Origin of the sequence: Streptomyces sp. NPDC008139 (genome assembly GCF_042957025.1) — a bacterium.
Classification (GTDB): Bacteria; Actinomycetota; Actinomycetes; order Streptomycetales; family Streptomycetaceae; genus Actinacidiphila.
The window spans coordinates 97,847-124,567 of record NZ_JBIBHM010000018.1; the positions used below are offsets into that span (position 1 = coordinate 97,847).

At 71.8% G+C, this 26,721-nt stretch carries 20 protein-coding genes and 1 riboswitch; of the genes, 7 read left to right on the forward strand and 13 right to left on the reverse strand.

The genetic code is table 11. The annotated features are described in order from the left end of the window. Positions 1–39: 39 nt before the first annotated feature. Both ACFZBB_RS31190 and ACFZBB_RS31195 read right to left on the reverse strand, forming a co-directional pair. Positions 40–2,958: a hypothetical protein gene (locus ACFZBB_RS31190; RefSeq protein WP_391129437.1), complete on the reverse strand. Its 2,919-nt coding sequence runs from the start codon at positions 2,956–2,958 to the stop codon at positions 40–42. Positions 2,959–2,977: 19 nt separating this feature from the next. After that, on the reverse strand, positions 2,978–5,125 hold the full coding sequence (locus ACFZBB_RS31195) for an alpha-galactosidase (protein WP_391129440.1): 2,148 nt from the start codon (positions 5,123–5,125) through the stop codon (positions 2,978–2,980). Positions 5,126–5,470: 345 nt separating this feature from the next. Between ACFZBB_RS31195 and ACFZBB_RS31200 the strand changes: the two genes are divergently transcribed. Next, a complete protein-coding gene (locus ACFZBB_RS31200; protein WP_391129443.1) occupies positions 5,471–5,719 on the forward strand; it encodes a hypothetical protein in 249 nt (82 codons plus the stop codon). Positions 5,720–5,796: 77 nt separating this feature from the next. Here ACFZBB_RS31200 and ACFZBB_RS31205 read toward each other — a convergent pair whose 3' ends face one another. The 3 genes from ACFZBB_RS31205 to ACFZBB_RS31215 form a co-directional block, all read right to left on the reverse strand. Continuing rightward, on the reverse strand, positions 5,797–6,861 hold the full coding sequence (locus ACFZBB_RS31205; RefSeq protein ID WP_391129446.1) for a substrate-binding domain-containing protein: 1,065 nt from the start codon (positions 6,859–6,861) through the stop codon (positions 5,797–5,799). An 86-nt stretch (positions 6,862–6,947) separates the two neighbouring features. Beyond that, entirely contained in the window at positions 6,948–10,007 is a 3,060-nt protein-coding gene (locus tag ACFZBB_RS31210; protein WP_391129449.1) for a glycoside hydrolase family 2 TIM barrel-domain containing protein, read from the reverse strand. 164 nt (positions 10,008–10,171) lie between these two features. Next, complete coding sequence (locus tag ACFZBB_RS31215; RefSeq protein ID WP_391129453.1) at positions 10,172–11,200, reverse strand: substrate-binding domain-containing protein; 1,029 nt, start codon at positions 11,198–11,200, stop codon at positions 10,172–10,174. A 198-nt stretch (positions 11,201–11,398) separates the two neighbouring features. Between ACFZBB_RS31215 and ACFZBB_RS31220 the strand changes: the two genes are divergently transcribed. The 3 genes from ACFZBB_RS31220 to ACFZBB_RS31230 all read left to right on the forward strand — a co-directional run bounded on the left by ACFZBB_RS31220 (position 11,399) and on the right by ACFZBB_RS31230 (position 15,732). Further along, the gene (locus ACFZBB_RS31220; RefSeq protein ID WP_391129456.1) at positions 11,399–13,633 is read left to right on the forward strand and encodes a hypothetical protein; all 2,235 of its coding nucleotides are present in this window, start codon (positions 11,399–11,401) and stop codon (positions 13,631–13,633) included. Positions 13,634–13,771: 138 nt separating this feature from the next. Then, positions 13,772–14,638, forward strand: a complete 867-nt coding sequence (locus tag ACFZBB_RS31225; RefSeq protein WP_391129459.1) for a serine aminopeptidase domain-containing protein — start codon at positions 13,772–13,774, stop codon at positions 14,636–14,638. After that, complete coding sequence (locus ACFZBB_RS31230) at positions 14,635–15,732, forward strand: Gfo/Idh/MocA family oxidoreductase (RefSeq protein ID WP_391129462.1); 1,098 nt, start codon at positions 14,635–14,637, stop codon at positions 15,730–15,732. The genes ACFZBB_RS31225 and ACFZBB_RS31230 overlap by 4 nt, the downstream gene beginning before the upstream one ends. Positions 15,733–15,767: 35 nt before the next feature. On the opposite strand, the gene ACFZBB_RS31235 is transcribed toward ACFZBB_RS31230, so the two are convergent. The 5 genes from ACFZBB_RS31235 to ACFZBB_RS31255 all read right to left on the reverse strand — a co-directional run bounded on the left by ACFZBB_RS31235 (position 15,768) and on the right by ACFZBB_RS31255 (position 22,560). Then, positions 15,768–16,121, reverse strand: a complete 354-nt coding sequence (locus ACFZBB_RS31235) for a hypothetical protein (RefSeq protein WP_391129465.1) — start codon at positions 16,119–16,121, stop codon at positions 15,768–15,770. Positions 16,122–16,368: 247 nt separating this feature from the next. Further along, entirely contained in the window at positions 16,369–18,675 is a 2,307-nt protein-coding gene (gene metE / locus ACFZBB_RS31240; protein WP_391129468.1) for a 5-methyltetrahydropteroyltriglutamate--homocysteine S-methyltransferase, read from the reverse strand. Positions 18,676–18,839: 164 nt separating this feature from the next. Beyond that, positions 18,840–19,043: riboswitch (cobalamin riboswitch) on the reverse strand. Positions 19,044–19,158: 115 nt separating this feature from the next. Then, entirely contained in the window at positions 19,159–20,004 is an 846-nt protein-coding gene (locus ACFZBB_RS31245) for an undecaprenyl-diphosphate phosphatase (RefSeq protein WP_391129471.1), read from the reverse strand. A 169-nt stretch (positions 20,005–20,173) separates the two neighbouring features. Next, positions 20,174–20,749, reverse strand: a complete 576-nt coding sequence (locus ACFZBB_RS31250) for a TerD family protein (RefSeq protein ID WP_391129474.1) — start codon at positions 20,747–20,749, stop codon at positions 20,174–20,176. A 152-nt stretch (positions 20,750–20,901) separates the two neighbouring features. Next, positions 20,902–22,560, reverse strand: a complete 1,659-nt coding sequence (locus ACFZBB_RS31255) for an LCP family protein (RefSeq protein ID WP_391129477.1) — start codon at positions 22,558–22,560, stop codon at positions 20,902–20,904. 206 nt (positions 22,561–22,766) lie between these two features. Here ACFZBB_RS31255 and ACFZBB_RS31260 point away from each other — a divergent pair, with 206 nt between their 5' ends. Further along, a complete protein-coding gene (locus ACFZBB_RS31260) occupies positions 22,767–23,018 on the forward strand; it encodes a hypothetical protein (RefSeq protein ID WP_391048328.1) in 252 nt (83 codons plus the stop codon). A gap of 62 nt (positions 23,019–23,080) precedes the next feature. Here the strand turns inward: ACFZBB_RS31260 and tatA are convergent, their stop codons facing one another. Beyond that, complete coding sequence (gene tatA, locus ACFZBB_RS31265; RefSeq protein ID WP_391129480.1) at positions 23,081–23,359, reverse strand: Sec-independent protein translocase subunit TatA; 279 nt, start codon at positions 23,357–23,359, stop codon at positions 23,081–23,083. Positions 23,360–23,540: 181 nt separating this feature from the next. Between tatA and ACFZBB_RS31270 the strand changes: the two genes are divergently transcribed. After that, complete coding sequence (locus ACFZBB_RS31270; protein ID WP_391129483.1) at positions 23,541–23,978, forward strand: Sec-independent protein translocase TatB; 438 nt, start codon at positions 23,541–23,543, stop codon at positions 23,976–23,978. Between the two features lie 123 nt (positions 23,979–24,101). On the opposite strand, the gene ACFZBB_RS31275 is transcribed toward ACFZBB_RS31270, so the two are convergent. Further along, the gene (locus tag ACFZBB_RS31275; RefSeq protein WP_391129486.1) at positions 24,102–24,872 is read right to left on the reverse strand and encodes a hypothetical protein; all 771 of its coding nucleotides are present in this window, start codon (positions 24,870–24,872) and stop codon (positions 24,102–24,104) included. 145 nt (positions 24,873–25,017) lie between these two features. Between ACFZBB_RS31275 and ACFZBB_RS31280 the strand changes: the two genes are divergently transcribed. Next, positions 25,018–25,416, forward strand: coding sequence for a metalloregulator ArsR/SmtB family transcription factor (locus tag ACFZBB_RS31280; RefSeq protein WP_188283553.1), 399 nt, complete (start codon positions 25,018–25,020; stop codon positions 25,414–25,416). A gap of 33 nt (positions 25,417–25,449) precedes the next feature. Here ACFZBB_RS31280 and ACFZBB_RS31285 read toward each other — a convergent pair whose 3' ends face one another. Then, on the reverse strand, positions 25,450–26,721 hold the full coding sequence (locus ACFZBB_RS31285; protein ID WP_391129489.1) for a cation:proton antiporter: 1,272 nt from the start codon (positions 26,719–26,721) through the stop codon (positions 25,450–25,452).

Genomic DNA, 26,721 nt, shown 5'->3' on the forward strand with positions numbered 1-26,721 from the left:
GGTTCTGTGCGAAGAGGCGTTACGGGGTGCGGGGGACGGTCAACTGCCGATGCCCCAGCGGGTGTCCACGCGACCGCCGGTGAACTGGGCGCCGGTGCCCCAGAACGGCGCGAAGTTGTAGCAGCCGGACGTGGGCGGCTCCGCGACGGTCGTCCAGTACGTGGCGCCGTGACCGCCGGTTCCCGCGTCCGTCACCTGGAAGGCGAAGGACATCGGGGTGACGGCGCCGGGCTGCGCGTTCTTCACCGCGGCTGCCACCTCGGGGAGTTGGCTCCAGGCGAGCGCGACCTCGTACCTGGTCACCTTGTTGACGTCGTCCCGCGACACCAGCACCCGGCCCTCGGTGCCGCTGTCCGGCTTCGCGTCCATCGGGCCCAGCGGCGTCGGGAGCGTCGCGTTGGTCGGGTAGTACGTCTGGTAGTTGGTGCCGGGCGCGAGCTGGCGGTGCAGTTCGGGGACGCCTCCGGTGGCGAGCGTGACGACGTACAAGTGGGAGAGCGACCGCAGGCACTTCTCGTAGTGCGCGTCCCCGACCAGCAGATCCTCGGTCTTGTGCGCGACCGCGTCGAAGCCGAGTTGGATGCTGTCCGCCTTGAACGGGAAGAGGTACTCGTTCGCCGCGAAGGGCACGTTGGAGAGCTGGACATCGTCCTCGATCAGCGCCCTGAAGTACAGGAAGCCGTCGTCCCAGGCGGCCTGGAGGCTGTACGTCTTGGTGTCACCGGCCGCACCAGTGCTGGTCATCGTCACCGGGACGACGTCGTTCCACTGGCTGGCGCTTCCGCCGACGGTGATCTGACGGAACGGCAGATACGCGAGCTGCACCTTCCGCGTCCCGGTCTGGTGCACCTGCGCCGAGCCGCGCGGCACCGTGATGTCGTAGCCGATCTCGTACTGGTTCGCGGAGTTGGCCGTGAACGACGTCACAGGGAAGGTCAGCGTCTTCGACTGGCCGGGCTTGAGGCTGATCCACGGCGAGACCGACAGCGACACCTGCCAGCCGGACGGCGGGGTGATCACCACCTTCGCGTTCTGCGTCTGCGGCGAGACGTTCTCCACCAGGACGTCGATGGTGCTGCTCGCGCCCAGCGGCTTGGTGAAGGACTGGACCTCGACCTTCAGCGGGGTGTCGTAGTCGAAGCCGGCACCCGTGGTCAGCACCGACTTCAGCGCCTCGGGGCTCAGATCGCTGTCGAAGTACAGGACTTCCCACGGCTTGACCTGGAGCGTGACGGACGACGACGCCCCGTCGGCGAGCCGGCGGCCGAGGTAGTCGTAGACCCGCACGCCCTGCGCGCCGTTGAGGGTGACGGTGCCGTTGTACCCGGCGCTCTGGTCCTCCATCGTGCCGTCGTAGAGCTGGTCGGCGTAGACGGCGGCCCGGCCCTTGCCGTCGGCGCCGCGGAACAGGAAGCCCCACGTCGACTTGGCGTTCGGGTACAACTCCTCTTCCAGCGTGGCGTCTTCGAGCAGGCTCGTCATGGTCGCGTAGGCGACGACGGCGGGCTTGGGGGACTTCGTGGCGATGTCGTAGATGTTGAACTCGACGCCGGAGTAGGTCTTGTCGTAGGACAGCGAGAACCAGAAGATCCGGATCGGCGAGTCCTCCTCGGCGCCCGCGAGCATGTGCAGCAGGTACGTCGGCGCCACCGTGCGGGCCACGCCGTACCCGGCCTGTCCGGCCGGCAGATGGGTGAAGTTGGCGTCGGCGTTGCCCAGTTCGGTCTGCCACTGCCCGGCGCGGCCCTGGGTGCGCGACCAGAGGCGGTCCATCTTGACCTGCGTCTTGGTCATCGCGTACTGCGTGGCGTCGGGGTAGCCGTAGGCGTGGTTCACCGAGCCGTCGATGTAGCCCGTGTCCTTGGAGCCCCGCGCGTACACGATGTCGCGGTTGTACGTGACCGAGCCGCCGCCGATCAGATTCACGTCGGGGAACTCGGGCTTCACCCGGTCCCAGATCAGCTTGCACATGTCGCGGTAGTCCTGGGCGTCACCGGTCATCCACGCCCAGCCGTGCACCCACGGCTCGTTCCACACCTCCCAGTTGGGGACCAGGTCCTGGAGCGGCGCGATGCAGTGGTAGACCATCTCGGCGTGCGCGACCAGGTCCTTGGGCCGGTTCTGGTACGTCTTCACCGGCTTGCCGTCCGGGCCGGGCTGCACATTCCACGACATGTTGTAGTTGATGCCGGCGAGGGCCTCGATGCCGTGGGCGTGCCAGTCGGCGATCTCGGCCCGCGCCGCGTCGATCTGCGGCTGCTGCCAGAAGACGCCGGGGGACGGGCAGACGGTATCCGGCTGCACGGCGTCGATGCCCCGGCACCACTTGACGCCGATGCGCTGGGCGATCTGCCGGGTGATGGCGGGAGTCGACTCCGAGCGGATGCCCAGCCCGAACGCGGAGTTCGGCCTGCGGCCCGCCACGGTCGGCCGGATCACGCCCAACCCGAGCGTCTGCGACAGCAGTTGGGTACCGGAGGCGTTGGTGACCGTGGCCGTGACGGCGTAGTGGTCGGGATCGTACGAGCCCAGCGGGATCGTGGTGGTGGTCTGCGTACCGGCCGGGGCGGTGAACGCCGTGGTGCCGCTGTTCAGCGGCGCCCCGGCGCGGGCGGCGATCGACCAGGTGACCGAACCGCTGAGCGCCGTCGTGGGGTTGAAGACCACGAGCAGGTCGGGGGCGGCCTTCGCCGTACCGGTCACCGGGTAGAGGCCGGTCGGGTCGGAGAATCCGAAGGCGACCACGGGCAGCGCGGCGGCTGCCGCCGTGCTCTCGGGCGCCGCGGCGCGGGCGCTCGGCGCCAGGCCCCAGTCCATGGCGCTCGCGGCGGCGGCGCCCGCGACGGCGGCCGCTCCGTAGCCCACGACCTTGCGCCGGGAGACCTCCGCGGGGGTGGCCGTCGCCGAGGTCGGCGTCGCCGGGGTGGTGCGGTCGGATCTGGCGTGGCTGTCTGTCACGGTCGGTCCTCTCCAGGGTTCAGCGCGGGGATTGTTCGGGTGCCGCCGGCCGGATGACGCACAGGCCGGAGGGCGGGACGGCGATCGGGGTGAGTCCGGGGCCGAGCGTGCGCGGGCCCGAGGCGGCGGTTCTGCCGCAGGCGTCGAAGACGTCCAGCCGGACGCGGACGCCGGGCCCGGCGGCGCCAGGAGCTTCGTTGTCCTGGCACGACACGCCCGCCATGCCCGCCACGCCCGGCCGCTCGGCGCCGGGGTCCTCGATGTCCAGGACCACGCGCGACCCGGCGGTGGAGTTCACCAGGGCGACCTCGGTGAACTCCGCCAACTGGAGCGGGACGACGTGGTGTTCGGCGTAGCAGGCGATGACAGCGCGTCGGCCCAGGGCGGCCGTCACCGTCTGGTGGAGCTGGTCGGGGCGTCCGGCGCGGATCTCGCCCCGGCCGAGGACATCGGCGTACGTCCGCCGGACGCCGAGCCAGAAGGCGGTCATCGCGCGGTGCTCCGCGCTCTGTCCGGCCAGCGCGACGGAGATCTGCGGTGCCGAGAACAGCGCGGAGTGCAGCTGTCGGGCCGCCGCTTCCGCCGGGGCGGCCGGGTCCCACATCAGCATGTCCGAGTGGACCGCCGCCGATCCGGCGAGCACGCCGGTGTCCAGCGTGCGGACCCGGTTGGCGGTGGCGTCCGCCGGACAGTCGGCGGCCCGGAGCATGTTGCCGAAGCGCCGCATGCCGGGGCCGGTGTAGGGCTGCCGCAGCTCGATCAGCAGCTCGTCGCCGCGCAGTTGGCGCAGCCGCTCGCGCAGTTCGGTGAGCAACAGCCGTATGCCCAGGCCCACATCGGCGACGTCCTTGGCAGCGGGGTCGGCGGACACCTCCGTGGTGACACCGCGGCCGGTGTCCTTACCGGTGCCGGTGCCTCCGCCGGTGTCAGGTCCGGCGGCGGTGGCGACACCGGTACCGGCGTCTGTGGAGGCACCACGGCCCGCACCGGTGCCGTCATCGCGGCCGGTCCTGACGTTCTCATCTGCGGCGTTCTCTTCAACAGCAAGCCGGTCGGCCCCATGGACCTCGGCCGCGTGGTCCCCGCCGGCGAGTTCCTCAGCCGCGTACTCCTCGGCCGCGTACGCCATCGCGAAGTCCAGGAAGTCGATCTTGAGCCCGTCCAGGCCGTAGCGCCGGACGAGGTCGACGCAGGAGTCGACGGCGAAGCGCCGGGCCGCCGGGCGGCGCGGGTCGAGGACCCGGCAGCCGAGCCGCGTCACCTCGTGCGGCGCGACCTGCGCCAACTCCTGGTACGCCGGGGTGCGTTCGCCGACCAGCAGGGGCGCGATCCAGGCCACGTACCGCAGGTCCAGACCCTGCACGGTCTTCACGTGCGCGGCGAAGTCCGGGAATTTGGCCGGGTCCGGGGTCCACTGGCCGCTTCCGGAGTAGCCGGGACCGTCCGCGTGGAGCTGCCAGCCGTCGTCCAACAGCAGCACCCCGCAGCCCATTTCGGCGGCGAGCACGGCCTCGGCCTCGACGCCCGTCGCCGTCAGCTCGCGGTGCATCGAGTACCAGGTCGAGTACGCGGGGGCGCGGGCCGCGTCGGGTACGGGCAGCGGCTCGGCGTCCGCGAGACCGCCGGTCACCTCCCGTACGGCGTCGGCCCACGGGCGGCCCGGGGCCTGGACGCGGATCCGACAGGTCTCGCCCGCCGCGAGGTCCATCGAGAGCCACACCCCGAAGCGGGCCGTCTCCTCGCCCACACCGAATCTGACCCGGGTGGTGGCCGCGATCCGGTCGGACGCGAAGGCCAGCAGCGCGCGGCCCGCCGTGTCGTACAGGCAGCCCAGCGGCGCGGAGTCGACCAGGCCGACGGTGCGCCAGGGGTTGGCCCAGTCCGCCACCAGGTGTCGGTCCCAGCCCGCCCCCGGATGCCAGTAACCCGCCGCGTCGCCGAGCGGAACGTCCAGCCGCAGTACGGCCGTTGTGGCCGCGTCGGCGCGCAGTTCGAGCACGTCGGCGTCCACGGGACGCCCGGCGTCCCCGTCCTCACCGGCCACCTGGCCGCCCGTGGGCTCGACGCTCAGCCGCGCGCCGTCCGTCAGCAGGCTGACCGCGGCGCCCCGCATACGCAGGGCGTCGCGTGCGGCCCACAACTGCGCCGGACTGGCGAAGTCGGCCATCACCGCTCCTTTCCGAGGTCGGGGAAACATGTCTGACCAGCTGAGACAACGTTGCCTGACGAGACAAGCGGCGTTCCCCAGGGGGTTGGAGGGGATCACGACGCCCGCGCCACGGCTCCGGCCGCGCGCGCTCACCGACAGGTGGCGCCTTCATGCCTGGTCAGCTACGTCCTGACGGCTGTCGACAGATCAACCGCGCATACCGGAAGGAGAACCGGGGCAGCAGGTCCGACCCGGCCGCCCTCCGCAGGCGGTCGTGCTGAACCCTAGCCACCTGAGACAACGTTGCCTAGAGTTTTCGCGCGAGTGACAGAGAAATCCCGCGCAGGGATCCGGAGAGCGACCGTGTCACAAGCCGTTTACCTGCACGCGCCGGACATCTTCGTCCCCGGCGGAGCCGTGGTCGGCGAGGGTCCCGTTGTGGACCTCCGCACCGGCGAACTGGCCTGGGTGGACATCCCGTCGGGCGCGTGGCGCGCCGCCCTCACCGGCCGGGGATCGGCGGAAGCGGCCCGTATCGGCATGAGCCTCGGCGCCGTCGCGGTACGGGACCGCGCCGGGTACGTGGCGGGGGTGGGGACGTTCGCGGGGTGAGCGTGGGGGGCGGAGGCTGAACAGGACCGACGGCGGCCCGGTTCAGTCCCGCGCGTGACCCGGCGGCCCCGCGCCGGTCACCGTCCGGCGCCCGGCCGCGCCGCGCCGTGCTCGACCAGGGCGGTGGGGATGACCACCGTCTGGGGCCGCGACTTGTCCCCCGCGATCCGCCTGAAGAGCAGTTCCGCGCCGATCCGGCCGATGGCGCGGGCGTCGTAGGACACCACGGTCAGCGGGTGGGCCATCAGCGCGGCGGTCTCGAAGTCGTCGAAACCCACCACTTCGACGGCGCTAGCCGCGCCGCCCGCGCCGACCTCGCCGCCGAGCCGGTTCAGCGCGCCGAGCACGCCGAGTGTGAGCCGGTTGTTCAGCGCGAACAGCGCGGTCGGCGGCTGCGGCCCGGTGAGCATCCGCTCGACGGCGGCCTCGGTGTCGCGCACGGTGTGCAGGCCGTATCTGATCAGGTCGGGGCGGTACGGCAGCCCGGCCCGCTCCAGCGCGGTCTCGGCGGCCGACAGCCGCTCGACCATGGGGTGGATGCTCAGCCAGTCCGAGACCACGCCGATCCGCTCGTGGCCGCGGGCCGTCAGATGCTCGATCGCGGACCGCGCGCCCGCCGCGTTGTCGATGAGCACGGTGTCCGCGCGCAGGTTGGTGGGCGGCCGGTCGAGGAACACCGCAGGGGTGCCCATGTCGATCTCCGCGCGCAGGTAGACGTGGTCGGCGGTGCTGCCGGCCGGTACCACCAGCAGCCCGTCGACGCGTCGCTCGCACATCTGCAACAGCAGTCGGCGTTCCCGCTCGGCGTCCTCCTCGGAACTGGCGGTGATCAGCAGGGTGTCGTTCTCCAGGGCGCACTGCGCCGCGGCGGCGGCGATGCCCGCGTAGAACGGGTTGGCCAGATCCTCGATGAGCAGGCCGACCGTGGCCGAGGTGGACTGCGTGCGCAGGTCCCTGGCCATGTTGTTGCGGCGGAAGCCGAGCCGCACCACGGCGGCCCTGACCCGCTCGGCCATCTCCGGATCGACGGTGGACACGCCGTTGACCACACGCGAGACCGTTTTGAGACTGACGTCGGCCTCCCGGGCGACGTCGGTCATCGTCGGCCGCCGCGGGGCCGCGCTCGGGCTCGGTGTACTCACGTGCTGCTCCCCTCGGCGACGCGGCGCCGAGGGGAGGGCCAACGTTGTCTCACGCTCGGATCATACCGCCGCCGGGGTCGCCGAAATCACCCTACGCCATCGGCTGCGGCCTCCCCTTCCGTCAGACCGAACCCGAGCGTGAAGCGGCCCGGTACGGCGGCCAGATGGTGCCGGGGCTGCAACGCGTGTCCACAGGAGGCGCTGCCGAGGCCGTGGTGTTCGAGGTCGACATTGAGGTGGATACGGCCGTCGGGCCTGAGGTCGGCGGTGTGCCTGGCCGCCGCCAGGGCCGCGGTGGACCAGGGCCGCGCGGTCAGGTCGAACCAGGGGCTGCCGGTGATCTCCAGACCGGGCCCCGCGGAGTCGCCTTCGGGACCGGTGAGGCGGGCCCAGCGCACATGGCGCCGGTTGCCGTTCTCCTGCGGGTACACGTACGGCGTCTGCGCCTCGGCGACCGTGGTCGCGTACCGCCCGACGCGGACGGCCTCCTCGCTGTCCCGGTAGGACTCGCCGGGACCGAGGCCGAACCAGCTCAGCCGGTCGAGCGCCGCCGGGAGGGTCAGCGCGACGCCGAGCCGGGGCAGCGGTACCTCCCAGGTGCCGACGGGCCGGGTGTCGACGGTGAGTACGAGCCGGTCTCCGGGCGCGATGGTCCAGTGGTAGTCCGCCAGCATCGCCAGGTCCAGGCCCGCCGGGGCGATCCTGGTCCTCACCGTGAGGCTCGCCTCGCCCGCCGAGATCTCCAGCACCTTGTGCCGGAGCCGGTGCAGGCCGCTGCGGTGCCAGGCGGCCAGGAGCGGCGACCGGCCGTCGTTGTCGATCGGGGCACGCCACAGGTCGACGCGGGGGCCTTCGAGTGCCAAGTCACCGAGGCGGAGCAGCCGTCCGTCGGCCGCGTCGAACTGTCCGGCGCCGAGGGTGATCGTTCCGCGGCGGCGCGCCTGAGGGGTCGTCGTGGTGGAAGTCCCGCCCGCCGGTCCCGCCGTCAGCGTAGTCGCGGCGGAAGCCCCGCCCGCCGGTCCCGCCGTCAGCGTGGTCGCGGCGTTGTCGTCCGGGGCGAACTGGGACCAGGCGACGGTGTGCCCGGCTCCGGCCCACGACTCGTCCGCGCCGAGCTGCGCGCTGAGGGTCACCCAGCGCTCCCCCGGTCCCGCCGCAGCGAGCGCCTTGGCCAGGCTGTCGGGCCAGTCCGCGCGGCGGGTGTCGCCGGGGCCGGTCACCGGGACCTCCCATGCGCCCTCCCCCGCCTGCTCGCCGTCGACTTCGAGCAGCCAGACCCAGCGCAGGTAGCCGGTGTCCCGGGTGTGGTGCAGATTGCGGATCTCGACTCCGCCGCCGTCGCGGCGGGCGGTGATCCTGACCGGCTCGATGACCTTCGCGTACTCCAGGAGTCCGGGAGAGGGGGTGCGGTCGGGGAAGACCAGGCCGTCGGCGACGAAGTTGCCGTCGTGGACGGGCTCGCCGAAGTCGCCTCCGTAGGCGTAGAAGAGCGTGCCTTCGTCGTCGCGCTGGGCTACGCCGTGGTCGATCCACTCCCAGACGAAGCCGCCCGCCAGCCGGGGGCTGCTCTCGAACAGCTCCTGGTACTGGCGCAGTCCGCCGGGGCCGTTGCCCATCGCGTGGGCGTACTCGCACAGCAGGAACGGCATCGCGCGCCTGCGGGCGTCGTTGGCCGGGTCGCCGGTGAGCGGTTCCTGGCGCGCGGCGACCGCCGCCACGAACGCGTAGTCGGGATACATCACCGAGTACACGTCGGTGTAGGCGCAGTCGTCCCAGTCGCCCTCGTAGTGGATCAGCCGGTCGGGGTCGCGGTCGCGGATCCACTCGGCCATGGCCGCGAGATTCGCGCCGACGCCGGACTCGTTGCCGAGCGACCACATCACGACGCTGGGGTGGTTCTTGTCGCGCTCGACCATCCGCTCGGCCCGGTCGAGCAGCGCGGGGCGCCACTCGGGCTCGTCGGAGGGGTTGCGGCGCCAGCCGTTCTCCGAGAAGCCGTGGGTCTCCAGGTCGCACTCGTCGACCACCCACAGGCCGTGCTCGTCGCAGAGGTCGAGGAAGGCGGCGGCAGGCGGATAGTGGCTGGTCCGCACGGCGTTGATGTTGTGCCGCTTCATCAGCAGCACGTCGGCGAGCATCGTCTCGCGGGTCAGCGCGCGGCCCCTGACCGGATCCCATTCGTGCCGGTTGACGCCGCGGAAGACGAGCGGCCTGCCGTTGGCGGTGACGACGCCGTCCTCGACCACGACCCGGCGGAAGCCGATACGCAGCGGAACGCGCTCGGTGGCCGTGACGAGTTCGCCCGCGTAGAGCCGGGGCTGTTCGTCGCTCCAGGGGGTGACGCCCGGCGCGGTGTGCGGACCGGCGGGATCGGCGTCGGCGATGCCGAGTTCGGGGACGCTCAGGCGCGCGTCGCCCGCGCCGTCGACGTCGACCCGCAGGGTGCCGGTGCCGGAGTGGTGGTCGTAGTCGGCGTGCACGAAGAAGTCGGCGATGCCGCCGGCCGGCCGGACCAGCAGCCGTACGGGGCGGAAGATACCCGACAGCCACCACATGTCCTGGTCTTCCAAGTAGCTGGCGGACGACCACTGGTGGACCCGTACGGCCAGCACGTTACGGCCGGTCCGCAGGGTGTCGGTGACGTCGAATTCGGTGGGCAGCCGGCTGCCCTTCCCGTCGCCGAGCGGCCGGCCGTTGAGCCAGACCGCGAAGGCGGAGTCGACGCCCTCGAAGCGGAGCACCGCGGTGCCGCCGTCGGCGAAGCCCTCCGCGACGTCGAACTCCCTGCGGTACTCGCCCGTCGGGTTCTCGTCGGGCACGCGCGGCGGGTCGACGGGGATCGGGAAGGTGACGTTGGTGTACGCGGGTGTGCCGAAGCGGCCGGGTCCGGGGACGCCGTCCATCTGCCAGGACGAGGGCACGGGAATGGTCGTCCACTCGGCGGCGTCGAACTCCGGGTCCTCGAAGCCCACGGTCACGTCGTGGAGTCCGTCGCCGAGCCGGAAGCTCCAGTCGCCGTTCAGGTCGAGGGCGGGTGCGTCGGAGTCGAACGACGCGCGGGGCCGCATCCGGCCGTTGCCGGGTGATACGTCCTCGACGTAGGCGCAGGCGTCCGGGCTTTCGCTCCGGTTCTGGGCGTGGTCCATCGGTGCGACCGGTCCTTTCCGGGGGTCTGGGGCGTACCCATAGGGGGTGTACGAGTCGGGGCTGACGCGTCAGGCGGCGGGATCGCGCGGGGCGGGGCTGATGTGCGGCGGGCTTGCGCGAAGCGGGGCCGACGCGGGGCGGGATCGCGCGGGGCGGCGGGTGCTCAACCGGCCGCGCGCGGCGGCGCTGTGGACGCGCGGACCTTGAGCGTGCTGGGCATGACGTTCTCGCGCTGGGCCGGCGGGCGGCCGTCCAGCAGGTCGAGCAGGATCTGCGCGGCGCGCCGGCCCACGTCGACACTGTGCAGGTTGACGCTGGTCAGCGTCGGATCGACGAGGTCGGCGGCCTCGGTGTCGTCGAAGCCCGCCACGGACACGTCGGCGGGCAGGGCGTGTTCGTGCTCGCGCAGCCAGCGCAGCGCGCCCAGGGCCATGCCGTCGTTGAAGGCGAAGATCGCGGTGGGCGGTTCCGGGTGGGCCATGAGCCGTTCGGCCGCCGCGTAGCCGGACGCGGCGGTGAAGTCGCCGTGCTCCATGAGGTCGTCGGGGACAGTGCGGTGCGCGTCGGCCAAGGCGCGGTGCAGCCCGCGCAGCCGGGCGGCCATCGCGAGCCGGTTCTCCCGGGGGCCGTTGACCACGCCGATCCGGCGGTGGCCGAGGGCCAGCAGGTGCTGGGCGACGGCGTAGGCGCCGCCCTCGTCGTCGGGGTGGACGCAGGTGAGGTCTTCGGCGGTGTAGCCGATGACCACGGTGGGGTATCCGGCGGACCGCAGGGCGGGCAGCGACTCCCCGCCGGTTCCGGCCTCGACCAGCAGGCCGTCGACCTGGCGGCGCTGGACGAACCGGCGGTAGGCGGAGGCGGGTTCGTCGGCCACCTCGCGGGTGGACAGCAGCAACCCGTAGCCGCGCGAGGTCAGTTCCTGGTCGGCGCCCTGCACCAGGCGGATCAAGTGGTCGTTGGAGAAGGCGAATCCGGGGTTGTGCGGCAGGACGACGCCGATGACCTCGGTACGGCCGCTGGCCAGGGCGCGGGCACCGGCGCTCGGCCGGTAGTCGAGCGTCCGCATGGCGGCCAGCACCCGGCCGCGTACGGCGTCGGTGACCGTACGGTCGCCGTTGATCACCCGGGAGACCGTCTGGTGGGAGACACCCGCCTCGGCCGCGACGGTACGCAGGGTCGGCCGGTCCGACACGCGGCATCCTCGATTCTTCAGTGACCGTTCACATGACGTGTCACTCATCGTAGAACCGATCGCTCCCGAGCGGAAGAGGTATTTGCCATTGACGCCGGGTGCGGCGAGTTCTAGCTTTACCTCCCGTCAAGTGAACGGTCACTCGTGTACCGCCAGACCGGCTCGAAGGTGTCGGCCCCACGACGGAGGACCCCGAACATGAGCGAGCAGGAACCCGCAGACAATCCCCCCGCACCCCGTCACACCCCGCGCGGTGCCGGCGCGGTCTCCCGCCGGCGGATGCTGGCCTACGGCAGGAACGCCGCGATCGTCGCCGGAGCCGCCGTGGCGCTTCCGGCCGCTGTCACCTCCGCGGCGCGGGCCGCCGCCCCGCCGGCCACCGCGCCCACCGGTGCGTCAGGGCCGCTCGCCGCGCCCCCGGTGGCCACCGCGATCCCGACCAACACCCTGCCGAACGTGGTCACTTCCTGGACCGGGAACACCTTCTCCGGGGCCACCGAGTGGGTGCAGGACTTCGTCTTCAACATCGCCGTCGCCAAGGACGGCACCGTCTACACCGTCAGCTTCTGGGACGAGGGCGGGAACTACGCCGGTATCTACAAGGACGGCCACCTCATCGGGAACTGCCACGGCGCGAACGGCGACGCGGTGGCGGTCAACGACTCGTACGTCTATCTCAGCGTCGGCAACGGCCTGACGCGCTTCGGCCTGAACGGCGCCGCCACCTCGCTGACCTACGCCGTGGGCAGTTCGCCCGCCGCCGCCGCGGCCTCGGCGACGCAGGTGGTGGCCACCGACCGGGCGGCCAACCTCGTCAAGGTCTTCGATGCCGCCAGCGGCGCGCTGCTGCGCAGTTGGAGCGTCAACAAGCCCGGCGCGGTGGCGATCGGCGCCAACGGCGAGATCTGGGTGGTCGCGAATGTCACGCGCGACGCCAACGACGGCCACTTCTGGCACGCCGACCCCGCGCACCCGGCGCAGGTCCTGCACTTCTCCAACACCGGCGCGGCGCTGGCCGGAACGATCAGCGGCCCTTCCGCCGACTGGCTGCCCACCTCGCTCGCCCTGGACGTCCACGGCGACCTCCTCGTCGGCGACAACGGCCCGCTGCGCCAAGTCCACACGTACACCGGCCTGTCCGGTACGCCCACCCGGGCCCGCAGCCTCGGCCAGGCGGGCGGCATCGGCGCGGGGACACCGGGCCGGGTCACCGCGGACAAGTTCTTCGGCATCGTCGGCGTCGGCGGCGACTCCGCGGGCAACGTCTATGTCGCGATGTACGAATTCGGCACCTGGCTGCGGAAGTTCACCGCGGCCGGGGCCGTGGTGTGGCAGCTCCAGGGCAGCGCCTTCGTGGACTCCGCCGACTTCGACCCAGCGTCCGACGGCGTCGAGGTCTACACCAAGCAGAATCACTACACCGTCAACTACGCGCGGCAGCCCGGCACCGACGCGACCTGGCGCAGCTACACCCTCGACTCCGTCAACTACCCGCAGGACGCACGGCTGTTCCTGCCCGGCCATCACCACCACGCCACCTCGCCCTTCCTGAAGCGGCTCAACGGGCAGATGTACATGTACGTGACGGGCATGTACTGCGGTCACCTGCTCATCTACCGCTTCCAGGGCGAGATCGCGAAGCCGTCGGGGGCGATCTTCAAGGCGCACTGGTCGGGCGCCGATCCGGGCGACGACCCCAACTGGCCGCCGAACCAGCCCGCCTCGGGTCAGTGGATCTGGCGCGACCTGAGCGGCAACGGCGCCTTCGAGGCCGGGGAGTTCATCCAGCCGGGCGACGGCAGCAACTCCCCCGGCAACTGCTGGGTCTGGTACGTCGACGACCGGGGCGACATCTGGGAGGGCGGCGACCGCGACCTGCGCCGCTACCCGTTGCAGGGCTTCGACGCGCAGGGCAACCCGATCTACACGTACGCGAGCCGGGAGACGATCGCGCTGCCCGCGCCGTTCAGCGTCGTCCGACGTCTGCACTACGACGTGGCGACCGACGTGATGTACATGGTCGGTTACACCCCTGACCAGGTCTTCGACAACGCCCACTGGAAGGAGTGCGGCAAGGTCCTGGTGCGCTACGACAAGTGGAGCACCGGCAACCGCACCCCGACCTGGACGCTGCTGCTGCCCTGGGACACCGCCGCCAACCCGATCGTGACCATGGTGAGTCTGGCCTTCGCGGGCGACTACATCTTCATCTCCGGTATCGCGACGCGCGGGCAGATCTGGGTGTGGAAGGCCGCCGACGCCAGCCCGGTCGGGACCTGGCAGCCCGGCGCCAACGTCGGCGGCGTGGAACGTACGGGGTGGGTCGACGTGCCGTACGGCATCACCGCGACCCGCAGGTCCAACGGCGACTATCTGGTCCAGGTCGAGGACGACCTGTTCAACAAGGTGCTGCTGTACCGCTGGACGCCGTAGGGACGCTTGGGTGCGCGGACGGGCGGCCGGAGGGGTGCCGCCCGTCCGCGCCGAAGCGCACCGGTACCAGCCGCTACACGTCGTCACATGTCGGTCCGTGTGGATGACGTCAACACATCGAGCAGGCAGGGAGTTTCCGTGACGGACGGACAACGGGTGCGGGTGGTCGCATCCGACGGCATCGAACTGGACGCCGTCGTGCACCGCCCCGCGTCCGGCGCCCCCGGTACAGATTCCGGGACAAGGCCCGGGAGCAGGCCAGGGACCAGGTCCGGAACGGGCCCCGAGGGCACGGTGCTCCTGGTCCACGGCATCTCCGCGGATCTGGACGAGGGCGGGGCGTTCGTACGGCTCGCCCAGCGGCTGGCCGAACAGGGCCTGACCGCCCTGCGGTTCAGCTTCCGCGGGCACGGGCAGAGCGGCGGCGCTCCGCAAGGTGTGACGATCGCCGGGGAGATGCTGGACCTGGCGGCCGTCGCGGCCTACGCCGAACGGGAGTTGCCCGGTCCGCTGGCGGTGGTGGCGGCGAGCTTCGGCGCCGTGTCCACCGGCCTGTCGATGCCCTGGCTGGGCGGACGGCTGGCCCGCCTGGTGCTGTGGAATCCCGTGCTCGACCTGCGCCGGACCTTCCTCGAACCCGAACTCCCCTGGGGACTGACGAACTTCGGACCGGGACCCATGAAGGGCCTCGCCGAGCACGGGGAGCTGTTGATCGGCGGCCGGTTCGCCCTGGGCCGGGTGCTGTTCGCGGAACTGGCCGCCCACCGGCCGATCGACGCCTACACCGCGGGCGGGCCGCCCGCCCTCGTCCTGCACGGGAACCGCGACGACTGCGTCTCCTTCGACATCGCCCGTGACGTCGCGGCGACCATCCCGCACTGGGAATTCCACCCGCTGCACGGCGCCGGCCACGGTTTCCACTCCCCCGAGCACGAGCCCGAGGCGATCGCGGTGACCGCGCGGTGGCTCGCGCGCGGCATGACGACCCAGGGAGGCACCGGATGACCCGGCCGGCCGGAGACCTTCCGTACCGTACGGCGCTGATCGGCGCGGGCAGCATCGCCGACGACGCCCATGTCCCCGCGATCCGGGCGCTGTCCGGGCAGCTCGACCTGGTGGCGGTCGCGGACTCCGACCCGGCGCGGGCCGGGGACTTCGCGGCGCGGCACGGAATCGCGCGCGGTTACGACGACCCGCTGGAAATGCTGGCCGTCGAACGGCCCGACCTGGTGGTGATCTGCTCCCCGTCGTTCACCCACGCCGATCTGACGGTGGCCGCGCTGGAGGCGGGTGCCTGGGTCTACTGCGAGAAGCCGCTGTGCGGCTCGCTGGCCGACCACGACCGGATCCTGGCCGCGGAGCGCGCGACGGGCCGCTCCTGCGCGCCGGTCTTCCAGTGGCGCGCGGGGTCGGGCGCCGCGCACGTACGCGGTCTGCTGCGCGACGGTGTGCTCGGGCCGCCGCTGCTGGCGCTGTGCCAGACCACCTGGTACCGGGGCGCGGATTACTACGCGGCGCCGTGGCGCGGTCGGCGCGCCACCGAACTGGGCGGTGCCACCGTCACGCAGGGCATCCACGCCATGGACCTGATGCTGTGGCTGATGCCCGACTGGGCGGAGGTGAGCGCGCGGATCGCGACGGTCGACCGGGACATCGAGACGGAGGACGTGTCCCTCGCCCATGTCGCCTTCGCCTCCGGCGCGCAGGCGTCGATCGTGAACAGCGTCGTGTCGGCGCGCCAGGAGTCGTATCTGCGGATCGACTGCGCGCGGGCCAGTACGGAGCTGCGCCACCTGTACGCGTACGGCAACGAGCACTGGACCTTCACCCCCGCGCCCGACCGGCCGCCGTCCACGCCCGGCTGGGACACCATCGGCGCCGAGGTGCCCGCGCACCAGGCGCCTCAGCTCGCGGACCTGGTCGCGCGGATGCGGCGGGGCGAGCCGCCCGAGCACACGGCGGCCGACGCGCGCCGCACCACCGAATTCGTCACCGCCCTCTACAAGTCGGCCGCGACCGGCCGCCCGGTCCCGCGGGGCTCGATCGGCGCGGACGACCCCTTCCACCGGTCCTGGTGGGGCGCCCCGCTCCCTTCCTGACCGCTCCCGCCCTCCCCCGGCCCGGCGCCGCGCCTTCACCGCCGGGCGGTACGCGGGCGCCGGCGGCGCAGGTGCTCGAAGAGCAGGACGTTGGCGAAGGCCGCGGCGATCAGGAGGACGACGTTGAGCGTCGCGCTGCCCGCGCTGAGCCAGGCGGCGTCGTCGCCGCCGGCGGTCGTGGTCGACGCCCAGAGCCCGCCGACCCCCTTGAGCAGCGCGTAGCCGCCGTAGACGAGGACCAGCGCCGCCATCCCGAAGGGCAGGGTCACGGCCACGGCCAGCAGGTACGGAAGGCTCGTCCCGGTGACGGCGCCGAGCACCGCCAGGACGGCCACGACCGCCAGGTACAGGCCCTGGACGGTCCGCCATCCCCATGTCGCGCCGCGCATCGCCGTACTCCCCCCGCCGACGAACCACCACCGCGCATGACTGTATGCCCGGCGTGCGCGCAGGGAGCCAGGAGGGTCTCGCCGTACGGGCCGTACGGGCCGTACTACGCGTCACGTACGCCACACGCGCCGTACGCATACCACGTCGAGCCGGGACAGGCGGTGGCCCGCCCGGCCGGGAGGGACGGCGAAGGCTCCGCGCGTCCCTCCCGGCCGTCGCCGCGTCACGCGGCCGTCGGCCGGAGCCTCACAGCTCCGCGCGCACCGTACGGGCCGCCGCCACCAGATTCTCCAGCGACGCCTTCGTCTCGGGCCAACCGCGGGTCTTCAGGCCGCAGTCGGGGTTGACCCACAGCCGCTCGGCGGGGATGGCGAGCAGGCCCTTGCGCAGCAGCGAGGCCGCCTCCGCCGCGTCGGGCACGCGCGGCGAGTGGATGTCGTACACGCCGGGTCCCGCCTCGCGCGGGTAGCCGTGCTCGGCCAGTTCGGTGGCGACCTGCATGTGGGAGCGGGCGGCCTCCAGGCTGATGACGTCGGCGTCGAGGTCGTCGATGGCCTGGACGATGTCGCCGAACTCCGCGTAGCACATGTGGGTGTGGATCTGGGTGCCGGGAGCGACGGCGCCGGTGGTGAGCCGGAACGCCTCGGTGGCCCAGTCCAGGTACGCGGGCCGGTCGGCGGCGCGCAGCGGCAGGGTCTCGCGCAGCGCGGGCTCGTCGACCTGGATCACGGAGGTGCCCGCGGCTTCGAGGTCGGTGACCTCGTCGCGCAGGGCGAGCGCGACCTGCCGCGCGGTGTCGCCGAGCGGCTGGTCGTCGCGGACGAAGGACCAGGCCAGCATGGTGACGGGACCGGTGAGCATGCCCTTGACCGGGCGGTCGGTGAGCGACTGGGCGTACGACGTCCAGCGCACCGTCATCGGCTCCGGCCGGGAGATGTCCCCGGCCAGGATCGGCGGGCGCACGTACCGGGTGCCGTAGGACTGCACCCAGCCGTGCCGGGTGGCGAGGTAGCCGGTGAGCTGCTCGGCGAAGTACTGCACCATGTCGTTGCGTTCGGGTTCGCCGTGCACGAGCACGTCGAGGCCGGTCTTCTCCTGGAAGGAGACGACCTCGCCGATCTCGGCCCTGATCCGCTCCTCGTACCCCGCGGTGTCGATCCGGCCGGCCCGCAGGTCGGCGCGGGCGGCGCGCAGGTCGTCGGTCTGCGGGAACGAGCCGATGGTGGTGGTCGGCAGCAGCGGCAGCCCGAGCCGGGCGCGCTGGGCGGCGGCGCGCTCGGTGTACGGCTGGGAGCGGCGCCCGTCGGCGTCGGTGGCGGCCGCGCTCCTGGCGCGTACGGCCGGGTCGCGGGTGATCGGGGAAGCGGCGCGGGAGGCGAGGGCGGCGCGGTTGGCGGCGATCTCGGCGGCGATGGTGTCGGTGCCCTCGGCCAGGCCCTTGGCGAGCGTCACGATCTCGGTGGTCTTCTGCGCGGCGAAGGCGAGCCAGCGCAGGATCCGGGGGTCGATGTCGCGTTCGGGCGCGGTGTCGAGCGGGACGTGCAGCAGCGAGCAGGACGCGGCCACGTCGACCCGGTCCGCGAAGCCGAGGAGGGTGGCGAGGGTGGCCAGCGACTTCTCGTAGTCGTTGATCCAGATGTTGCGGCCGTTGACGACGCCCGCGACGAGCCGCTTGCCCGGCAGTCCGCCGACGGCGGCGAGGTCGTCCAGATTCGCGGCGGCGTCGGTGAAGTCCAGCGCCAGGCCCTCGACCGGGGCCTTCGCCAGGACGGGCAGCGCCTCGCCGAGCCGGTCGAAGTACGAGGCGACCAGCAGCTTCGGCCGGTGGGTGAGGCCGCCGAGGTCGCGGTAGGCGCGGGCGACGGCGTTCAGTTCGGCCGGGGTGCGGTCCTGGACGAGCGCGGGCTCGTCGAACTGCGCCCAGGTGGCGCCCGCGGCGCGCAGGTCGGCGAGGACTTCGGCGTAGACGGGCAGCAGCCGGTCGAGCAGCGTCAGCGGCTCGAAGTCGGCGGCGACGCCGGGGGCGGGCTTGGCGAGCAGCAGATACGTGACCGGGCCGACCAGGACGGGCCGGGCGGTGTGGCCGAGCGCGGCGGCTTCCTTGAACTCGGCGACCTGCTTGGCGGAGTCGGCGGTGAAGACGGTGTCGGGGCCAAGTTCGGGGACCAGGTAGTGGTAGTTCGTGTCGAACCACTTGGTCATCTCCAGCGGCGCCACGTCCTGCGTGCCGCGGGCCATCGCGAAGTAGCCGTCGAGCGCGTCCGCGGTGACGGCGGACCGGTGCCTCGGGGGGACGGCGCCGACCATGACACTGGTGTCCAGCATGTGGTCGTAGTACGAGAAGTCGCCGGTCGGCACCTCGTGGATGCCCGCGTCGGCCAGCTTCCGCCAGTTCGAGCGGCGCAGGTCAGCCGCGGTCTCCCGGAGGGCGTCGGCGGTGACGCGGCCCTTCCAGTAGCCCTCGACGGCCTTCTTCAGTTCACGGTTCTCACCCTGGCGGGGGTAGCCGTACACGGTGGCCCGTGCTGCCGCGGCTGCGGACTTCGCTGTCACGGAAATCTCCTTCGCGAGATGACTCCTGGCCTCCCGGCGACGGGCCGCGAGCGCGAAAGGGAGGTGACAGACCCGACGGACCCACAGTGCCCCGGAAAGGCACCGGTCCGTCCGATATGCACGCCGACCCGCCCACGAGGTCACCGGGATATCCGTACGCGAACGGTCGCGTACGGGCGACGGGCAGGTCTTCGGACTCGCGGGCACGTCCGCCTGAGGCGGACACCTACTGACCGTCGCTTCCCAGGTCCGGTACGTCGGACCCAGTGCGTATGACGGCGGTCGTTCCCACTCACCGCTGCGGGGCAGTCCCGGATTCGCACCGGGTTCCCTCTTACGACGCGACCGCCTGGCTGACGGACGCGAACCTGTCGCACCGGCCAGGCTAGAGCGCGGACCACCCTCCGGTCACGTCGGACCACAATCCGGACGGCGGCCCCGGTCCTGAACCAGCCCTCGCCCGGTTCTGGCCCGGTGCGCGCTCTAGCCGGAGGTGGCGCCCGCGCCCGCCGCGACCGCGCCCGTCGCCACCAGCGCGATGATGACCACACCGAGCAGCACCCGGTAGATCACGAACGGCGTGAAGCTGCGGTGGGAGATGTACTTCAGGAACCAGGCGATGGCCGCGTAGCCCACCGCGAAGGCGATGACCGTCGCCAGCAGCGTCGGGCCCCAGGCGGGCGCCGGGCCGCTGCCGAGCTTGAACAGCTCCAGACCGCCGGAGGCCAGTACCGCGGGGATGGCCAGCAGGAACGAGTAGCGCGCGGCGGCCTCGCGGCTGTAGCCGAGGAACAGTCCGGCGCTGATGGTGCCGCCGGAGCGGGAGACGCCGGGGATCAGGGCGAGCGACTGCGCCAGGCCGTACCAGAGGGAGTGCCGGAAGGTCAGTTCGGTGATCGGCTTGGGGCGGCGCACGGCGCGTGTGCGGTCGGCGACCGCCAGGACGAGTCCGAACAGGATCAGGACGGTGCCGGTGATCCGCAGGTCGCGCAGGCCGTTCTCGATGGTGTGCTGGAATGCCGCGCCCAGGACGGCGATCGGGACCGTACCGACGATCACGAACCAGCCCATCCGCGCGTCGTGGTCCTTGCGGCGCTCGGGGTTGAACAGCGACGCGGTCCACGCCCTGACGATGGTGGCGATGTCGCGCCGGAAGTAGATCAGCACGGCGGTCTCCGTGCCCAGTTGGGTGACCGCGGTGAAGGCCGCTCCGGGGTCGTCCCATCCGGCGAGGACGGAGACCACGCGTATGTGCGCGCTCGACGACACCGGCAGGAATTCGGTCAGACCCTGCACAAGGCCCAGGACAGCGGCGGTGAACCAGGACACGGCGGGGTGCTCCGGGGAGAGTTCGAGGGGAGGGTGGGTGAAGCTCGTGACGGCGTGCGGAGCCCGGGCCGGGGCTGCCCGAAGGGAATTCGGGCGGCCCCGGCCCGGCCGAGGACGTCAGCGGCCGACGCGGCGGCCGGCGTCAGAGGTGGTGACGCCGGCACCCACGTCAGATGTTGACGCCGAAGTCGGTGGCGATGCCCGCCAGGCCCGAGGCGTACCCCTGGCCGATGGCGCGGAACTTCCACTCCGCGCCGTTGCGGTACAGCTCTCCGAAGACCATAGCCGTCTCGGTCGAGGCGTCCTCGGTCAGGTCGTACCTGGCCAGCTCCCGCCCGTCGGCCTGGTTCACGATACGGATGAACGCGTTGCGCACCTGGCCGAAGCTCTGGCCGCGCTTCTCGGCGTCGTAGATCGACACGGGGAAGACGACCTTGTCGACCTGCGGGGGCACGGTGGCGAGGCTGACCTTGATCTGCTCGTCGTCGCCGTCGCCGCCACCGGTCAGATTGTCGCCGCTGTGCACCACGGAGCCGTCGGGGCTGCCGAGGTTGTTGAAGAACACGAAGTGCTGGTCGCTGAGGACCTTCCCGCTCACGTCGCACAGCAGCGCGGACGCGTCCAGGTCGTAGTCGGCGCCCGTGGTGGTCCGTACGTCCCACCCCAGGCCGACGGTGACCGCGGTGAGTCCGGGAGCTTCCTTGCTCAAAGAGACATTGCCGCCCTTGGACAGAGTCACGCCCACGAAATTACCTCCGGTTGCTTGGGGGTTGTCGGTAGTCGGTTGTCGATCGCCGGTATGTCGTTGTCCGCGCGCGTCCGCCAGGTCAACGGCGTGCGCGCCACGACAGTTCCACGGTTGCGTAATAGCTTAAGCGTTACGGGTGTGTGCGCAGGTCAGTCGTCCGAGTCGGGTTTGGAACGGGCGGCGGCGTACGCCTGGGTCGGCGTCATCGGGACCCGGTTGATCTGGACGGTCCTGTAGCGGCTGACCTTGGCGCAGGTCTCGGAGTCGTCGGCGGTCTGGGCGTGGGAGTTGCCCAGCGCCACCTTGGTGTCGGCGGGCGGCGCGGAGGACTTCCCGCCGGGGAAGGTGGTGCCGCTCGGCCAGTCCGCCCCGATCACGAGGGTGAGCCCGGCGACGGCGCCCTCCTTGAGGTGGGATGTCGCGATGCCGAGCGTACGGGCGACGGTCCCCGCCTCGGACCGCTGGCCGGGGCCGTAGGTCAGGGTCGTGGTGGCGGCGGGCGCCGGGGCGTTGCCGCCCGCGGTGGCCGGGTTGAAGCCCTTGCCGGTCAGGGTGTCGACGATCTCGGAGGCGCGGCCCCCGATGCCGGTGCCGTTGCGCACCCGCACGGTGATCTGCGAGGCGGGGACGGATGTCGCGGTCGGGCTCGCCGACGCGGTCGCCGAGGCCGCGGCGGACGTGCCGCCCGAGGCGGTGGTCAGCGACTGGTCGTTGGCGATGGTGGCGAACAGCGTCTTCGCGCCGGGGCCGACCACCACCCGGTTGGGGTCGGTCGGGTCGGGCCCGGTCTGCATGGTGGTGAAGGTGATCCGCTTGGACGGGACCTTGTCGAGGTCGGAGGCCAGGCCGATCAGTTTGCTGATGCTGCCGAGGCCGGTGTCGACGGTCAGCGCCTTGGTCGCCGCGTTGGCGAGCTTGTAGACGGCCGCCGGGTTGGTGAGGGTTCCCGCGCTCTTGAACTTGCGGATCAGCGAGCTGAGGTAGATGTGCTGCGCGTACGTACGGCCGAGGTCGCTGCCGTCGCCGAAGCCGTGCCGCGAGCGGAGGAATTCCAGCGCCCCGACGCCCTTGAGGGTGTGGGTGCCCTGGGAGAGCTTCAGATGCGAGTAGGTGTCGTACACGTCGGCGTCCACACAGACCGACACCCCGCCCACGGCGTCGGACATGCTGACGACGCCGGAGAAGTCGACCTGGATGAAGTGGTCGATCGGAATTCCGGTCAACTTGTGGACGGTGGCCACCTGGCACGCCTGGCCGTACGTCAAGGCGCTGTTGATCATGCCGTGGTAGCCGGGGGTGGACGCGCCGGTCTTGGGATTCTCGCAGGCGGGCACGTCGGTGAGGGTGTCGCGCGGGATGCTCATCACGGTGGCGTTGGAGCGGTCGGCGGAGATGTGCACGACCATCTCGACATCGGCGTTGCCCCCGGTCTGGACGCCGGTCTTGGCGCAGCCGCCGCCCAGTTTGCAGTCGGCCTCGGTGGTCCGGCCGTCGCTGCCCATCACCAGGATGTTGATCGGCGTACGCCCGAAGGCGTCGGCCTTCTCCTGGCCCGCGCTGTCCTTCCCCGCGCCGTCGGTCAGGGACACGCTGGTGATGTTGCCGTTGAGGTGCTGGTAGAGCCAGTAGCCCCCGCCCGCGGTCACCAGCAGGAGCACGGCCAGGGATATGCCGCCGATCTTCAGGAACCGCCGGCCCCGGCCGGCCTGCTTGGCGCGCCTGCCCCCGCGGCCCGACGGCCGCGACCGTCCGCTCTCGGCGCGAGCGGCAGCCCGCGCCGCGGCCCGGCCGCTCCAGGGCTCGGTCATCTCCGGTGCTCCCTCTCCCGGGCGGCCCCCGTGGGGTGGTGCGGCCGGATTCGGCGGGTGAAGCGGCGCTTCACCCAAGGATTCATGGTTGCGCAACGCGGCAAGGGTAAATCATGGCTCTGTGGGGTATGCGTGAGCGTCGCACCCGCGGCCGGCTTCCCCACCGGACACAGTTCCTGGTTTACGCAACCTTTAAAGTGTCTGCTATGCCAGAAACGCTACGACGAACCGGAAGGACACCTGTGGCCTGGGAGTGGGCGCATCTCGACGGAGGCCCGGCGGACGGCATGCGGGTACGGGTGACAGGCCCGCCCCGCGTGCTCCAAGTCACATCCGGATGCCAGGCGGAGGACGAGGCCGACGGCGACGGGCGGGGGCTGCGCGTCGAGGCGCTGTACGTCTACCGCCTCAAGCACGGTCAGCCACTGCGCTACGGCTGGGACCACGCCAGCCCCTGATGTCGTACGGGCCCGCGCCCCGGATCACGCGGGCCCGCGGCGCGCCGCGGGAGGGAGGTCAGTCAGTCCCGCGGCGCGCGTTCGGATTCGCGCACAGGGCGCGCGCCAACGGCCTCGCCGGGCGCGGACTTGATCGTGCGGACTTCGGGGTCCGCGCTCGTCTCGGCCGTCGCCGTGCCAGGACCGGGGTCGTCCTTCAACGCCTTGGTCTCGCTCTTGAGGATGCGGAGCGACTTGCCCAGCGCCCGCGCGGAGTCCGGCAGCCGCTTGGAGCCGAACAGCACGATGACCACAAGCGCCACCACCAGCAGGTGCCAGGGCTCCAGTCCGTTTCTGAGCATCAACGTCTCCGCTTCCCCATGCGTCGGTCCGCCGTTGCCGGACGGCGATGTGCCGCCCCGGCTCCAACAGTTGCTACATTGCGCAATTATGAGAGTAGCGGTACCGAGGCGCAATGCCCGCACGGGCCCCCGTCCGGACCGTCCCCGCCCGTGCGCGCACCCTTCTCGGAGGTGACCGAAGGTGATCTTCGACATCGGCCCGCTCAAGCTGCTGACGCTGCTCGCCCTGGCCACGCTGGTCTTCGGCGACAAACTGCCCGACATGATCACGCGGGCGAGAGACCTCATCCGCGCGGTGCGCTCCTTCGCGGACGACGCCAAGGAGGATGTGCGCCGCGAACTCGGCCCGAAGTTCAAGGACTTCGAGTTCGAGGACCTGAACCCGCGGACGTTCATCGCCAAGAATCTGCTCGGCGACGACGACGCGCTCGGCCTGCGCGCGATCCGCGACAGCCTGCGACTGGACGGCGAGGCCGAGGAGTTGCGCGAGGCGGCGCGGACGCTCAGCGACGGCGTGGACCTCACGAAGCCGTCCGCCGCGCCGGTCGCCGCGCGGGCGGGCGACGCGCCCGAGCCGGTCGCGTACCAGCCCGTCGCGTACGACACCGAGGCCACGTAGGACGGGCGCCGGGACCGGGCGCGTGCGCGGCCTTTCAATGGAAGGGCCGGAGCGCACGCGGTCCTTCGACTGAAGGGCCGGAGCGCGCTCGGGGGTCAAGCCCCTTGGCGCGTCAGGCCGTTGTCACCGCTCGCCGTCGTTCGGACTGCTGAAGCCGGGGCTGCTGTAGCCGAGCCGGGGCCGCTGTCGCACCAGGCTCACGCCGTCGCCCGAGCTGAAGCTCGGGCTGCTGTAGCCCAGTCGCGGCCGTTGGCGCACCAGGTCGACGCCGACCGGCGGCGGGCCGACCGCGCGGGGAGCGGCGGCCCCCGCCTCGCGCGCCAACCGGTCGAGCAGATACGGCAGTACGCCCCGCACCAGCAGCGCCTGCCGCCACGCCGCGTGGGCCTCGGTCACGTCCCGGCTCTCGCGCGTGACCGCGCCGTCGCGCCGGGCGGTCAGGGCCAGTCCGGCCAGGCCGATCAGCAGGCTGACGCCGAAGACCGCCGCGCACAGGAAGCCGATGTCGATCAGCGGCGCGCTGATTCCCGCGCCGCTCGCCACGGCCCTGATCCCGTACCCCAGCACCAGGAAGATCGCCGCCGCGATGCCGCTCAGCATCGGGACCAGGACGGCCAGGGTGGCGAGGACGCCGGGGCCGCCGACCGCGCGCACGACCGGGCGGACCCGGCCCCGGGAGTGCGCGCGCAGGCCGGTGTACCGCTCGTACTCGGGCGCCGCGGTGGCACCGATGGCGTCGGCGTCGGCCAGGGCGGCCGTACGCAGTTGCTCGGTGTTGGGCGCGCCCGGCAGGGCGCGGAGCGCGAGCCGGACGCGTTCGCCGCGCAGCGCCTGATCGAGAACCTGGGCGAAGTCAGCCCGGTAGATGTCGTCCGGCCGCTTGCCGCTGTCCATAATCCCCGCCCCGGTGTGTCGACGCGCGGCAAGTCACCTCGTCTGCCCGCGCGTACGCATCAGGATAATCTTCCCAGTTGCATGATTGCATAATTACGCAACTGACTGAGAGTATCATGCCAGCGGCGCGGACCGCGGGCGCCGCATGCGTACTCTGGTGCTCGGAAAAGCCGCTGCGGTCAGGGAGGTTCACGTGACGAGGTCTGCCGCGGAGTTCGGCGACCCCAGCCCGGAGTTGTTCCAGAACGCCGCCGCTTCCTTCGGTTTGCTGGCGTCCACCATGCGACTCCAGATCGTCTGGATCCTGTCCGAGGGCGACTGCGACGTCACGGGGCTGGCCGAGCGGGTCGGCGCGACCCTGCCCGCGGTCAGCCAGCACCTGGCCAAGCTCAAGCTCGCCGGGCTCGTGCACTCACGGCGCGAGGGCCGACGGCAGGTCTATCTGGTGGACGACCCCGATGTCGTCACGGTGGTGCGGGTGATGGTCAGTCAGCTCGACCGCCGCTCCGCCCCCTCGCGTGACGTCCGCGGGCTGGGGGCCTGACAGGCCACGCCCCGGCCCCCTGCCGCGCGGAGGTCACGTACGGCTGGGCGCCGGATCGGCATCCGCGTCCACGTCGATCTCCACCGGCTCGACCGGCTCCACCGACTTGACCAACTCGACCGCGGGAGCGGCGGGCGCGGGTTCCGGGCGGCTGATGGCCCCGGTGAGTTTGCGGGCGATCGGCTCGGTCCAGCGGGCGGTGAGCGGGCCGAGGACGACCAGGATCAGCACATACGCGGTGGCCAGCGGCCCGATCCGGGGCTCGACGCCCACGGCCAGCCCCGCGATGACGATGGAGAACTCGCCGCGCGCGACCAGCATTCCGCCCGCCCGCCAGCGCCCCGCCGACCGGATTCCGGCCCTGCGCGCCGCGTACCAGCCGGTGGCGATCTTGGTGAACGTCGTGACGACGGCCAGGATCAACGCCGGGACCAGGACCGGCGGGATGTCGGCGGGGACGGTGCTCAGGCCGAAGAAGACGAAGAAGACCGCCGCGAACAGGTCCCGCAGCGGGGTCAGGAGGTTGCGGGCGCCTTCGGCGACCTCACCGGAGAGCGCGATGCCGACCAGGAACGCGCCGACGGCCGCGGAGACCTGGAGCTGCTGGGCGACACCGGCCACCAGCAGGGTCAGCCCGAGCACGACCAGCAGCAGCATCTCGGGATTGTCGGAGGAGACGGCGCGGCTGATCAGCCGCCCGTGGCGCAGCGCCACGTACAGGACGATCCCGACCGTGCCGAGCGAGATCAGCAGTGTGAGGGTGCCGCCCGCCAGGCTCACGCCCGCCAGCAGGGCGCTCAGGATCGGCAGATAGACCGCCATCGACAGGTCTTCTAGGACCAGCACACCCAGAATGAGCGGGGTCTCGCGGTTGCCGAGACGGCCGAGGTCCCCGAGGACCTTGGCGATCACACCCGACGAGGAGATCCACGTCACTCCGGCGAGCGCGACGGCGGCGACCGGACCCCAGCCGAGGAGGATCGCGGCGGCGGCGCCCGGCAATGCGTTAAGGACGAAGTCGACCGCGCCGGACGGATATTGGGTCTTGAGGTTGGTGACGAGTTCCGAGGCGCTGTATTCCAGACCCAGGAGGAGAAGCAGCAGTACGACACCGATCTCTGCGCCGGTCGCGACGAATTCCTCGCTGGCCTGGAGCGGGATCAGTCCGCCTTTGCCGAAGGCGAGTCCCGCGAGCAGGTAGAGCGGGATCGGCGAGAAGCCGACACGTCCCGCGAGGCGGCCGAGGATGCCCAGGGCGAGGATGATCGCTCCGAGTTCGATGAGCATGTCGGTCGTGTTGTGCAC

Bases quoted from the DNA above. Each gene is read 5' to 3' on its own strand.
- ACFZBB_RS31195 (WP_391129440.1), bottom strand. From the start codon at position 5,125: ATGGCCGACTTCGCCAGTCCGGCGCAGTTGTGGGCCGCACGCGACGCC.
- ACFZBB_RS31210 (WP_391129449.1), bottom strand. From the start codon at position 10,007: ATGGACCACGCCCAGAACCGGAGCGAAAGCCCGGACGCCTGCGCCTAC.
- ACFZBB_RS31220 (WP_391129456.1), top strand. From the start codon at position 11,399: ATGAGCGAGCAGGAACCCGCAGACAATCCCCCCGCACCCCGTCACACC.
- ACFZBB_RS31230 (WP_391129462.1), top strand. From the start codon at position 14,635: ATGACCCGGCCGGCCGGAGACCTTCCGTACCGTACGGCGCTGATCGGC.
- ACFZBB_RS31235 (WP_391129465.1), bottom strand. From the start codon at position 16,121: ATGCGCGGCGCGACATGGGGATGGCGGACCGTCCAGGGCCTGTACCTG.
- ACFZBB_RS31255 (WP_391129477.1), bottom strand. From the start codon at position 22,560: ATGACCGAGCCCTGGAGCGGCCGGGCCGCGGCGCGGGCTGCCGCTCGC.
- ACFZBB_RS31260 (WP_391048328.1), top strand. From the start codon at position 22,767: ATGCCAGAAACGCTACGACGAACCGGAAGGACACCTGTGGCCTGGGAG.
- tatA (WP_391129480.1), bottom strand. From the start codon at position 23,359: ATGCTCAGAAACGGACTGGAGCCCTGGCACCTGCTGGTGGTGGCGCTT.
- ACFZBB_RS31275 (WP_391129486.1), bottom strand. From the start codon at position 24,872: ATGGACAGCGGCAAGCGGCCGGACGACATCTACCGGGCTGACTTCGCC.
- ACFZBB_RS31280 (WP_188283553.1), top strand. From the start codon at position 25,018: ATGCGTACTCTGGTGCTCGGAAAAGCCGCTGCGGTCAGGGAGGTTCAC.